Source organism: Micromonospora sp. NPDC000121 (genome assembly GCF_042899165.1).
Lineage (GTDB): Bacteria > Actinomycetota > Actinomycetes > Mycobacteriales > Micromonosporaceae > Micromonospora.
Genome location: NZ_JBIAZP010000013.1, coordinates 54270 through 66499, shown reverse-complemented (window position 1 = coordinate 66499; position 12230 = coordinate 54270). Strand labels below are relative to the sequence as shown.

At 72.8% G+C, this 12230-nt stretch carries 10 protein-coding genes; 6 read left to right on the top strand and 4 right to left on the bottom strand.

Annotation, left to right across the window (positions count from 1 at the left end; translation table 11 throughout):
• Nucleotides 1–149: 149 nt before the first annotated feature.
• Nucleotides 150–638 carry a TspO/MBR family protein gene (locus ACFY23_RS28240; protein WP_350678308.1) on the top strand — a complete coding sequence of 163 codons (489 nt, stop codon included), beginning with the start codon at nt 150–152 and terminating at the stop codon, nt 636–638.
• Nucleotides 639–704: 66 nt separating this feature from the next.
• On the opposite strand, the gene ACFY23_RS28235 is transcribed toward ACFY23_RS28240, so the two are convergent.
• On the bottom strand, nt 705–1478 hold the full coding sequence (locus ACFY23_RS28235; RefSeq protein WP_350678260.1) for a peptidoglycan DD-metalloendopeptidase family protein: 774 nt from the start codon (nt 1476–1478) through the stop codon (nt 705–707).
• A gap of 248 nt (nt 1479–1726) precedes the next feature.
• Here ACFY23_RS28235 and ACFY23_RS28230 point away from each other — a divergent pair, with 248 nt between their 5' ends.
• The 5 genes from ACFY23_RS28230 (at nt 1727) to ACFY23_RS28210 (ending at nt 8033) form a co-directional block, all read left to right on the top strand.
• Nucleotides 1727–3067 carry an ABC transporter substrate-binding protein gene (locus ACFY23_RS28230; RefSeq protein ID WP_350678257.1) on the top strand — a complete coding sequence of 447 codons (1341 nt, stop codon included), beginning with the start codon at nt 1727–1729 and terminating at the stop codon, nt 3065–3067.
• A gap of 66 nt (nt 3068–3133) precedes the next feature.
• Entirely contained in the window at nt 3134–4183 is a 1050-nt protein-coding gene (locus ACFY23_RS28225; RefSeq protein WP_350678255.1) for a sugar ABC transporter permease, read from the top strand.
• A 1-nt stretch (nt 4184) separates the two neighbouring features.
• The gene (locus ACFY23_RS28220) at nt 4185–5153 is read left to right on the top strand and encodes a carbohydrate ABC transporter permease (protein WP_350678252.1); all 969 of its coding nucleotides are present in this window, start codon (nt 4185–4187) and stop codon (nt 5151–5153) included.
• A gap of 60 nt (nt 5154–5213) precedes the next feature.
• Entirely contained in the window at nt 5214–6293 is a 1080-nt protein-coding gene (locus tag ACFY23_RS28215; RefSeq protein WP_350678249.1) for a LacI family DNA-binding transcriptional regulator, read from the top strand.
• 63 nt (nt 6294–6356) lie between these two features.
• A complete protein-coding gene (locus tag ACFY23_RS28210; protein WP_350678305.1) occupies nt 6357–8033 on the top strand; it encodes an alpha-amylase family glycosyl hydrolase in 1677 nt (558 codons plus the stop codon).
• A gap of 52 nt (nt 8034–8085) precedes the next feature.
• Here ACFY23_RS28210 and ACFY23_RS28205 read toward each other — a convergent pair whose 3' ends face one another.
• The 3 genes from ACFY23_RS28205 to xylB form a co-directional block, all read right to left on the bottom strand.
• The gene (locus ACFY23_RS28205) at nt 8086–9510 is read right to left on the bottom strand and encodes an MFS transporter (RefSeq protein WP_350678246.1); all 1425 of its coding nucleotides are present in this window, start codon (nt 9508–9510) and stop codon (nt 8086–8088) included.
• 62 nt (nt 9511–9572) lie between these two features.
• Complete coding sequence (locus tag ACFY23_RS28200; protein ID WP_350678243.1) at nt 9573–10685, bottom strand: DUF5925 domain-containing protein; 1113 nt, start codon at nt 10683–10685, stop codon at nt 9573–9575.
• A 40-nt stretch (nt 10686–10725) separates the two neighbouring features.
• Entirely contained in the window at nt 10726–12219 is a 1494-nt protein-coding gene (gene xylB, locus ACFY23_RS28195; RefSeq protein WP_350678241.1) for a xylulokinase, read from the bottom strand.
• Between the last annotated feature and the right edge of the window lie 11 nt (nt 12220–12230).

Below are 12230 nucleotides of genomic sequence, written 5' to 3'. Positions count from 1 at the left end.
CGCCGGGGTCGTCGTGACCGGAACTCCGTCCTCCCGACGGGAGCATCCGGCCTCGACGACCCCGGCGCCATGTTGTCCGCGGGTGGGCCGTTCCCGCCGTGCCGGCGAGGTTTACCCGGCGCCCCGGCGGAGATGTCTCGACCGTGGAGATGTCTCGGCGCGAACGGCGGACGGCAGGCGCACGGCAGTGGTGGGCACTGCTCGGCTTCGGGGCGGCGGTCGTCGTCGCGGCCGCGATCGGCGGGCTGGGCGTACGGGGCACCTCGGCGGAGTACGCGGCCCTCGCCCGGCCGCCCTGGGCCCCGCCGTCCTGGCTCTTCGGGCCGGTCTGGACGGCGCTCTACGCGATGATCGCGGTCGCCGGCTGGCTGGTCTGGCGCCGCGTCGGGTTCGGCCCGGCCCTCGGGGCGTGGATCGCGCAACTGGTGCTCAACGCGATCTGGACGCCGCTCTTCTTCGGCGCCGGCCGGTACGGGCTGGCGTTCGCCGAGATCCTGTTGATCTGGGCGGCGATCGGGGGGACCGTCCTCCTCTTCCGGAGGGTGTCCCGCCCGGCGACCCTGCTGATGCTCCCCTACTGGGCGTGGGTCACCTTCGCCGCCGCGCTGAACTTCGCCATCTGGCGCCTGAACACCTGAGCGACGCGTGAGCGTCCGTGCCGGACGACGGGGCCCCGGGACAGGTCCCGGGGCCCCGTCCCGCGCTCAGCAGCGAGGCACGTTGGGGATGTAGCCGTCGTGGCCGGTGTAGACGTACGCGTCGGCGATGTAGCGTCCGCTGCCGATCCGGTCCCAGATCGAGCTGGTGCCGTAGGTGCCGGTGACGGTGGTGCCACTGGTCTGGCAGTAGATGGTCACCCGGGTGCCGTCCGCGACGGTGCCGACGGCCTCGTAGCCGGTGCCGGGGCCGGAGCGGACGGTCAGCGGGGTCCCGCTGGTGTTGACCGTGCCGGAGCCGGTGGTGGAGCCGCAGCCGTTGTCGCTGGTGTACGTCTTCGTCCCCCAGTAGAGGGCGAGGGCGCCGTTGAAGCGGACCTGGATGTCGTTGCCGTTGAGCCGCTGCTCGTAGTGCAGGTGCGGGCCGGACGAGCCGCCGGTGCTGCCGACCCAGCCGATGACCTTGCCGTAGCCGACGGTCTGCCCGACGGAGACGTTGAAGCCGTTGAGGTGGGCGTAGTAGGTGCTGTAGCCGTTGCCGTGGTTGATCCGGACGTACTTGCCGTAGCTGGTCCCGCCGAGATCCGTGACCCGGTCCACGGTGCCCGGCGCGCTGGCCACCACCGGGTCGCCGAGGTCGTCGGTGCGGTTGAAGTCGATCGCGTACGCCGGGCTGTGGTTGGTGCGCGTCTGGCCGGACCAGGACTGCCCGCAGGGGAACGGCACCTTGAACGTCGGCGCGGCCATCGCCGGGGCCGCCGGGAGCAGCGCGCCCACGGCCAGCAGGCCGGTCGCGAGCAGGCTGAGCCATCGCTTACGCATGCATGACCTCCAATGTTTAAATCTTTCTATACCTACCTCCAGCGTGACAGAAACCGCCACTCCTGAAAAGATGCGGACACCCGTCGTGGGAGCGCGCCCAAACGGCAACGACAGGGTTTCCGGATTGTTACTCGGTCGTGTCCGGTCAGGGGTGGACCGAGTCCGATGCAAGCGCTTACATGTGTTGATGCCAATTCGGACCGGCGCGCGTTCGATTCCCCCACGCGCCGGCAAGGAAGGAGAACGGCATGGCGTTTGCCAGATCACGCCAGGCTCTCGCGATCGCCGGCGTACTGGGGCTGGCGCTGAGCGCCACCGCCTGCGGCACCGGTGACGACAAGAAGAGTGACGCCGCGGGCTCCGCGGAGTGCGCCGCATACGAGAAGTACAAGGGCCACGACGGCAAGAAGGTGACGATCTACTCGTCGATCCGGGACATCGAGGCCGACCGCCTGGCGGAGTCCTGGAAGCAGTTCGAGGACTGCACCGGCATCGAGGTCGACCACGAGGGCAGCGCCGAGTTCGAGGCCCAGCTGCCCGTCCGGGTCGACGGCGGCAACGCACCCGACCTCGCGTTCATCCCGCAGCCGGGCCTGCTCAAGCGCTTCGCCGACGCGGGCAAGCTCAAGCCGGTCGGCGCCGACACCAAGAAGATGGCCGAGGAGAACTACCCGGCCGACTGGCTGAAGTACAGCACCGTCAACGGCCAGTTCTACGGCGCCCCGCTCGGCTCGAACGTGAAGTCGTTCGTGTGGTACTCGCCGAAGACCTTCAAGGAGAAGGGCTGGACCGTCCCGACCACCTGGGACGAGATGATCGCCCTGAGCGACAAGATCGCGGCGAGCGGCACCAAGCCGTGGTGCGCCGGCATCGAGTCCGGTGACGCCACCGGCTGGCCGGCCACCGACTGGATCGAGGACGTGATGCTGCGGACGCAGACCCCCGAGGTCTACGACCAGTGGACGACCCACGGCATCCCGTTCAACGACCCGAAGGTCGCCGAGGCCGTCGACAAGGCCGGCACCATCCTCAAGAACGAGAAGTACATGAACGGCGGCTACGGTGGCGTGAAGAGCATCTCCACCACCGCGTTCGGCGAGGGCGGCCTGCCGATCACCACCGGCAAGTGCGCGCTGCACCGGCAGGCGTCCTTCTACGCCAACCAGTGGCCGGAGGGCACCAAGGTGGCCGAGGACGGCGACGTCTTCGCCTTCTACTTCCCGGCGATCGACCCCGCCAAGGGCAAGCCGGTGCTGGGCGGCGGCGAGTTCGTCGCGGCCTTCGCCGACCGCCCCGAGGTCCAGGCGGTGCAGACCTACCTCGCCTCCGGCGAGCACGCCAACAGCCGCGCCAAGATCGGTGACTGGGTGTCGGCGAACAACAAGCTCGACCTGGCCAACGTCGCCAACCCCATCGACAAGCTCTCCGTCCAGATCCTCCAGGACAAGAGCTCGGTCTTCCGCTTCGACGGCTCCGACCTGATGCCGGCCACGGTCGGCGCGGGGACGTTCTGGAAGGGCATGGTCGACTGGATCAACGGCAAGGACACCGCGTCGGTGCTGAACGGCATCGAGAGCAGCTGGAAGTGATCTCGACGGTGGGCCGGCCCGCGTGCGCGGGCCGGCCCACCGGCAGGTCCTGACCTGGGAGGGTCGATGGAGTTCGACTTCGCGGAGGAACAGCCGAAGTTCCTCATGCTGATGTACGGGCTGATCGCTTTCGTCGCGGTGGTGGGCGGTCTGCTCCTGCTCCTCGACGTGGTGCCAGCCTGGTTCGCCCGCCGCCGGGAGGCGCAGCTCGTCGCCGCCTCCGCGAGCGGCGCCCCGCTCCCCCGCCGGCGTAAGCCGCGGGAGGGGTTGTTCGCGCTCTTCTTCCTGCTGCCGACGCTGCTGCTGCTCACCATCGGGCTGGTGGTCCCGGCCGTCCGCACCACGATGCTGTCGTTCATGGACGCGGGCAGCAACGACTGGGTGGGGCTGCGCAACTACGGCTGGATGTTCTCGGAGGACTCGATCGTCCGGGTCCTGGTCAACACCCTGGTCTGGGTGCTGCTCGTCCCGCTGGTCGCCACCGCGTTCGGCCTGATCTACGCGGTCATGGTGGACAAGGCCCGGTTCGAGGCGGTCGCCAAATCGCTGATCTTCCTGCCGATGGCGATCTCCTTCGTCGGCGCCAGCATCATCTGGAAGTTCGTCTACGCGTACCGGGGGGACGGGCAGGAACAGATCGGCCTGCTCAACCAGATCGTGGTGAGCCTCGGCGGCGAACCGAAGCAGTGGCTGCTCGAGTCGCCGCTGAACACGCTGCTGCTGATCGTGATCATGGTGTGGATCCAGGCCGGCTTCGCCATGGTGGTGCTCTCCGCCGCCATCAAGGCCATCCCCGCCGACATCGTGGAGGCGGCCCGCCTCGACGGGGTCACCCCGTGGCAGATGTTCTGGCAGATCACCATGCCGAGCATCCGGCCGGCGCTGATCGTGGTCGTGGTGACGCTGTCGATCGCCACCCTCAAGGTCTTCGACATCGTCCGGACGGCCACCAACGGCAACTACGAGACCAGCGTGATCGCCAACGAGATGTACAACCAGGCGTTCCGGTACGGCCAGAACGGGCAGGGCTCGGCGCTGGCGGTCTTCCTGTTCGTCCTGGTGGTGCCGATCGTGATCTACCAGATCCGCAACATCCGACAGCAGCGGAAGGGCTGAGATGACCACCGCAACGCCCACCGTCGCCGCCGGCGCCCAGAAGACCGACGGCCGCACCACGTCCCGCGCCGCACGGGTGCGCAAGCGGCTGAACAGCCGCACCGCGACCCTCGTGTCGGTCGTCATCGCGGTGCTCTGGACCATCCCGACCTTCGGCCTGTTCATCTCGTCGTTCCGGCCGGAGGACCAGATCAAGACCAGCGGGTGGTGGACCTTCTTCACCGACCCGCAGTTCACCTTCGAGAACTACCAGGAGGTGCTGTTCGGGAGCTCCTCGTCGTCCCCGCAGCTCGCCAGCTACTTCATCAACTCGCTGGCGATCACCATCCCGTCGGTGCTCTTCCCGCTCGCCTTCGCGGCCCTGGCCGCGTACGCGCTGGCCTGGATCAACTTCCGGGGGCGGGACTGGATGTACATCGCGATCTTCGCGCTGCAGATCGTGCCGCTGCAGATGGCGCTGGTGCCGCTGCTGAAGTTCTTCTCCACCGGGGTCACCGTCGGCGGGATCACCGTGCTGCCCGCCTGGGACCTGGTCGACGAACAGAAGTTCGCGCAGGTGTGGTTCGCGCACACCTGCTTCGCGCTGCCGTTCGCGGTCTTCCTGCTGCACAACTTCATCTCGCAGCTCCCGGGTGACCTGATGGAGGCGGCCCGGGTCGACGGGGCCACCCACCCGAAGATCTTCCGCACCATCGTCCTGCCGCTGATCACCCCGGCGCTGGCCGCGTTCGGCATCTTCCAGTTCCTCTGGGTCTGGAACGACCTGCTCGTCGCGCTGATCTTCGCCGGGGGCAACGACGAGACCGCCCCGCTCACCGTCCGGCTGGCCGAGATGGCCGGCACCCGGGGCAACGAGTGGCAGCGGCTCACCGCCGGCGCGTTCGTCTCGATCGTCGTACCGCTGATCGTCTTCCTGTCCCTCCAGCGCTACTTCGTGCGGGGCCTGCTCGCCGGCAGCGTCAAGGGCTGACGCCTCTCCGCCGCCGCCGGGAGACCGGCGGCGGCGGGGCCGGCGCGAAGCGGGGGTACCGTGACGAAGATCGATGATGTCGCACGCCTGGCCGGGGTCTCCACGGCCACCGTCTCCCGGGCGCTGCGCGGGCTCCCGACGGTCTCGGCCGCGACCCGGCGCCGCGTGCTCGCGGCGGCCGAGCAACTGGAGTACGCCGTCTCGCCCAGCGCCTCGCGGCTGGCGGGCGGCCGGACCGGCACGATCGCGGTCGTGGTCCCGCGGATCACCCGGTGGTTCTTCGCCACCGTCGTGGAGGCCGTCGAGGAGTTCCTCCACCAGTCCGGCTACGACCTGCTGCTGCACAACCTCGGCGGGCGCGAGCAGGCCCGCCAGCGGGTGCTGCGCGCCGCCAACCTGCACAAGCGGGTGGACGCGATGATGCTGGTCGCCACGCCGCTGCGCCCCGCCGACCTGATCGCCCTCGGAAAGCTGGAGCTGCCCGGGGTGACCGTCAGCTCCGGCACGGTCGTCCCCGGCTGGCCCTGCATCCGCATCGACGACGTGGACGCCGCGCGGACCGCCACCCGGCACCTGCTCGACCTGGGTCACCGCCGCATCGCGCACATCTCCGGCGACCCGCAGGACGAATTGGCCTTCACCACCCATCTCGATCGACGGCAGGGATACCGGGACGCGCTGCGCGACGCCGGCCTCGCCCCGGACCCGCTGCTGGACGTGGAGTCGCAGTTCACCATCGACGGGGGCACCCGGGCCGCCGAGGAGCTGCTCCGACGCGGCGAGCCGCCGACGGCGATCTTCGCGGCCTGCGACGAGATGGCGATGGGGGCGATGACCGCGCTGCGCGACGCCGGCCTGCGGGTGCCGCAGGACGTCAGCGTGATCGGCGTCGACGACCACGACCTGGCCCGCGTCGTCGGGCTGAGCACGATCGCCCAACCGGCCGCGGAGCAGGGGCGGCTGGCCGCGCGGATGCTGCTCGACCCGCTCGTCGCCCGGCGGCCGGAGCCGCCCGACCCCGACGCCGGAGCGGGCGCCACCCGGCCCAGCCGGGCAGCCGGCGACACGCCCGAGACGCCCGTGATCCTGCCCACTCGCCTGATCGTGCGTGAATCGACCGCGCCGCCCCGGGCACACTGACGGGGACCGCCGATCCCCCGGCACCACGCACCCGACCGTACGGCTCGACACACGGGAGAAGCCCTGAACAGCAACCCGACACACCAGGACACGCCCGCCGACGCGGCCACCGGTTGGTGGACCAACGCCGTCATCTACCAGGTCTATCCGCGCTCCTTCGCCGACTCCGACGGCGACGGGATCGGCGACCTGCCGGGCGTCACCGCCCGCCTCGACCACCTCGTCGAGCTGGGCGTCGACGCGGTCTGGCTGTCGCCGTTCTATCCGTCGCCGCAGGCCGACGCCGGCTACGACGTGGCCGACTACCGCGACGTCGACCCGCTCTTCGGCGGTCTCGCCGACGCGGACCGGATGATCGCCGAGGCGCACTCGCGCGGGCTGCGGGTGATCGTCGACCTGGTGCCCAACCACACGTCCTCGGCGCACCGCTGGTTCGCCGAGGCGCTGTCCGCCGCCCCCGGCAGCCCGGAGCGCAACCGGTACGTCTTCCGGGACGGCCTGGGACCGGACGGCGACCGCCCGCCGAACGACTGGCAGAGCGTCTTCGGCGGGCCGGCCTGGACCCGGGTCACCGACCCCGACGGCCGGCCCGGCCAGTGGTACCTGCACCTGTTCGACCCCGGGCAGCCCGACCTCAACTGGGACAACCCCGAGGTGCGGGCGGAGTTCCTCGACGTGCTGCGGTTCTGGCTGGACCGGGGCGTGGACGGCTTCCGGGTCGACGTGGCGCACGGCCTGATCAAGCAGGCCGACCTGGCCGACTGGCAGGAGCCGCAGGAGATCCTCTCCGGGCAGGAGGTCGACAAGCCGCGCCCGCCGATGTGGGACCAGGACGGCGTGCACGACATCTACCGGGAGTGGCGCCGGGTGCTGGACGGCTACCCGGGCGAGCGGATCCTGGTCGCCGAGGCGTGGGTCGAGCCGGCCGAGCGGCTGGCCCGGTACGTGCGCCCCGACGAGATGCACCAGGCGTTCAACTTCGAGTACCTGCTCGCCGCGTGGACCGCGCCCGCCCAGTACGCGGTGATCACCCGCTCGCTGGAGGCCACCGACTCGGTCGGCGCCCCGACCACGTGGGTGCTGTCCAACCACGACGTGGTCCGGCACGCCTCCCGGTTGGGGTTGCCCGTCGGCGGCAAGCGGCCCAACGGCATCGGCATCGGCGACCCGCAGCCCGACGCCGCGCTCGGCCTGCGCCGGGCCCGGGCGGCCACCCTGCTGATGCTCGCCCTGCCCGGCTCGGCCTACCTCTACCAGGGCGAGGAACTGGGCCTGCCGGAGCACACCACGATGCCCGACGAGGCCCGGCAGGACCCGACCTGGGCGCGCAGCGGGCACACCGAGCGGGGCCGGGACGGCTGCCGGGTGCCGATCCCGTGGGAGGCCGACGCCCCGTCGTACGGCTTCGGGCCGACCGACGCGAGCTGGCTGCCGCAGCCGCCGGTCTGGGCGGAGCACGCCCTGGACCGGCAGCGGGGCGTGCCCGGCTCGACGTACGAGCTGTACCGGACGGCGCTGCGGCTGCGCCGCGAGCACGGCCTCGGCGCAGGCACGCTGGAGTGGCTCGCCAGCGGCGACGAGGTGCTCTCCTTCCGCAACGGCGGGCTTACCGTGCTGACCAACTTCGGCGACGCCGCCGTGCCGCTGCCGGTCGGCACCGAACTGGTGCACGCCAGCGCCCCGCTCGACACCGACGGCGCGGTCCCCACCGACGTGACGGTCTGGGTCCGCCCGGCCTGAGCTGTGAGGAAGGGCCCCTTGTTGACGCATAGCGTCAACAAGGGGCCCTTCCTCACAACCGCTCGGCGCGGGTGTGCAGGAGGTCGTGGACGTCGGCGATGTCCGTCGGCGAGGTCCGCGACGCCAGCCAGTACATGATCCCGGTCGGGATGAAGAAGAGCTGGAAGGCGGCCAGCCCGACGGCGTAGTTCAGCGGCGGCGGGAAGGCCGCCCGCAGCCCGTGGAAGGCGACCCCGACCAGCCCGTTGCCGGCCGCCCGGCCGACGCCGTTCACCAGGTTGCCGAGGCTGTAGACGGTGCCCCGGTGCTCGGGCGGGTTGACGTCGGCGATCAGGGCGAACCAGTTCGGCGAGTTCGCGGAGGTCAGCGCCAGCGCCACCACGGCGGTGAGCAGGCTCAGCCCGACCGTCGGCTCGGTGACCACGCTGGCCAGCACCGCCCGGGCCACCGTCCCGGCGCCGGCGCCGTCGGGCACGTCGATGCGGATCGGCACGAAGAAGAGCACCAGGTAGAACGGCAGCGCCGCGAGGATGCCGACCGCCGCGACCAGGGCCCGCCCCCTCGGCGTACGGCGTTGCAGGGCGTCGCCGACCAGCCCGCCGATGATGGAGAACACGCCGCCGAGCTGGAACAGGGTGGCGAAGACGCTGCCCACCACGACGGCGGTGGCGGCGGAGTAGCCCTGGTCCTCGGCCCGCTCGGCGAAGAGCACAGGCAGCCAGACCAGCGACCCGAAGGCAGCCTGCGCGGTGAGGCCCTGCAGGATCAGCCACCGGTTGGTCCGCCGGCCGAGGATCCTCGGCAGGTCCGCCCGGCTGATCCGGTAGTCGTATTCGGCGCCGGTGGCGAGCGCGTCGGCGAGTTCCGGCTCGCTCTGGCCACGGCGGATGTCGTAGGTGAACAGGTAGGCGGCGGTCGCCGCCAGGCCGACCACGGTCAGCGCCAGGAAGGGCCGCCGCCAGTCGGCCGCCCCGAGCAGCCCGCCGACCAGCGTGCCGGCCAGCGTGCCGACCCCCTGGGACAGCCCCCAGAAGCTCATCACCAGTCCCCGCCGGCGGGGCGAGATCAGGTCGGTGACGACCGAGAACCCGACCGACCCGACGGCGCCCAGCCCGACCGCCGCCAGCAGTTGCGCGGCCAGGAACGCGGGGTAGTTCGCCGCGACCGCGCTGCCCCCGGTGCCCAGCGCCCAGATCATGGTGCCGACCATCAGCAGCGGCTTGCGGTTCGCACGGTCGCCGACGTACGCCCAGCCCACCGACGCCACCGCGCTGGCCAGGAAGCTCACGGCGGTGACCAGGCCGAGCAGCCGCTGCGGCACGTCGAAGGCGTCGGCGATCGGCCCGTACAGCGGGGGCACCAGGCCGATCGCCACGTTGTCCAGCGAGGCGAGCAGCACGAAGACCACGACGCTGTAGAACCGGTGCGCAGCCGAGCCGCCCCAGGCCCGCGCCGCCCCGCCCCTCATCAAGGTCATGTGCGGCAGCCAACCAGGGTCAGGTCACGAGCGGGTGACGGCGCGCGGGTGGGTCGGTCGGCTCAGAGGTAGCCGCCGATCGCGGGCGGGGCCGCGGGGGTGGCCGGCGTGCCCGCTCGCAGCGCGTACAGCTCGGCGAGGGTGGCCCCCTGGGGCGGCACCCCCGCCGACGTGCCCAGCCAACCCGTCGCCTCCTCGTACGACAGCGGGCCCACCTCGATCCGGGCCAGGCAGCGCCCCGGGCGGACCACGGCGGGGTGCAGCCGGGACAGGTCCTCGTTCGTGGTGATGGCGACGAGCACGTCGCGCCCCTGCCCGAGCAGCCCGTCGGTCAGGTTGAGCAGCCGGGACAGCGCCTGGCCGGCGGCCTGCTTCGCCTCGCCCCGGATCAGCTCGTCGCAGTCCTCCAGGATGAGCAGCCGCCACCGGCGGCCCGTGCCCGGCTCGCCGTCCTCGTCCCCGACCGCCACCTCCGACAGGTACGCCGGGTCGGCGAAGAGCACGTCCGGGTCGAGCACGGCGTCGACCTGGCACCACTCGCGCCACTCCCGGGCGAGGGCGCGCAGCGCGGTGGTCTTCCCCGTCCCGGGCGCCCCGTGCAGGAGCACCAACCGGCCCGCGAGCTGCTCCGGGGTGGTCGCCATCAGCGCGTCGAGCGCGGCGCGCGCCTCGGCGGCGTAGTTCGGCCAGATCTGCGCCCACTCCGGCGCGGCGATCGACCGCACGTCCCGCTGGCTGCCGCGGCGGGGGTTCTGGTGCCAAAAGCCGATCCGGCCGGCGCCCGGGTCCTCCGGTTCGGCGGCGCCGTCGACGATCCGGTCGAGGGCCGCCCGGCCGACCTCCTCGGTCACCGCCGTGACGGTCACCTCGGCGCCCCGCCCCTTCCAGGTGACCACCCGAGCCGTCCAGCCGTCGCCGGACAGCAGGCGGGACCGCTGCCGGTTCTCCACCGCCGTACGCAGCAGCCGCCCGTCGGGGGCGGTCAGGGGCGCGTCGGGGCGCACCCGGGAGAGCCGGACCGTGTGCGACCACGGGTGCCGGCCGGTGACGAAGTCCGCCAGGACCAGCGCGTCGATGACGTCGCAGGGGGTGTCCGCGTCGTCGTACTGGAGCATCGAGGGGATGCCGGCCCCGACGGTCACCGGCGCCTCGTCCGCTTGGGGGGTGGTTCGCATCCGTCGATGATCGCGAGGCGGGGCCCGCCCGTACAGTCGTTTACTCCTCGCCGGCCGGGGCGCGGTCGAGCCGGTCGAGGAAGCGGTCGCGGGCGGCGGCGTACCGCTCGCGGACGGCGGGGACGGGCGCGGCGGCGTACTCCTCGGTGCCCCGGACCGGCCAGGTGGGGGGCGCCGCGCCGCCCAGGGCGACCCAGGCGGCCTGGCGGGCGGCGCCGTCGGCGACGTACTCCCCGGGTGGCGGGACGACCACCGGCACCCCGAGGACCTCGGGCGCGATCCGGCGTACCGCCACCGAGCGGGCTCCCCCGCCGACGAGGATCACCCGACGCACCGTGGCGCCCTGGGCGGTGAGCGCGTCGAGGCCGTCGGCGAGGGCGCAGAGCAGTCCCTCGACGGCGGCCCGGGCCAGGTGGGCCGGGGTCGAGGTGCGCAGGGTCAACCCGTGCACCGCGCCGGTGGCCAGCGGCCGGTCGGGGGTCCGCTCACCCTCCAGGTAGGGCACCATGACCAGGCCGTCCGCGCCGGCGGGGGCGGCGAGCGCCAGCGCGGCCAGCTCGTCCAGGTCGACCCGGAGCATGGCCGCGACGGCGTCGAGCACGCGGGCGGCGTTGAGCGTGCAGACCAGCGGCAGGAATCGGCCGGTGGCGTCGGCGAACCCGGCGACCGTGCCGGTCGGGTCGGCGGCGGGGGTGTCGGCGACGCTGAACACGGTGCCGGAGGTGCCGATGGAGAGCACCACGTCGCCCGGGCCCGCGCCGACCCCGAGCGCGGCGGCGGCGTTGTCCCCGGTGCCGGGGCCGAGCACGGCGCCGTCGGGCAGCAGGCCGCCGGCGGCCCGGCCGGATGCGCCGCCGCCGGCGCGGAAGGCGTCGGGGCGCAGCGCGCCGGCCGGTTCCGCCGGGCCGAGCACGGCCGGCACGTGCGGGCGCCGGCCGAAGACGCGCTCCAGCAGGTCGAGCCGGTAGTCGCCGGTGGCCGGGGACCAGTAGCCGGTGCCGCTGGCGTCGCCCCGGTCGGTGCGCAGCGCCGCCAGGCCGGGCGCGCCGGCCAGCCGCCAGGTCAGCCAGTCGTGCGGCAGGCAGACGGCCGCCACCCGGGCCGCGTGCGCCGGCTCGTGCCGGGCCAGCCAGCGCAGCTTGGTGGCGGTGAAGCTGGCGACCGGCACGCTGCCGACCGCGTCCGCCCAGAACCGGCGGCCGGCCGCCCCGCCGCCGGCCTCCTCGACCAGCTCGGCGGCGGCCCCGGCGGAGCGGGTGTCGTTCCACAGCAGCGCGGGCCGGACGACGGTGCCCGCCTCGTCGAGGCAGACCATGCCGTGCTGCTGGCCGGCGACGGAGACCGCCGCGACGTCGGCCAGCCCGCCGGCGGCGTCGACCGCCGCCGCCAGCGCCGACCACCACGCCGACGGGTCGACCTCGGTGCCGTCCGGGTGCGGCGCCCGGCCCTGCCGGAGCGGGGCGCCGGTCTCCGCGTCGCGGACGACGACCTTGCAGGACTGGGTCGAGGAGTCGACCCCGGCGACGAGCGGCATCTCCGGCGCCC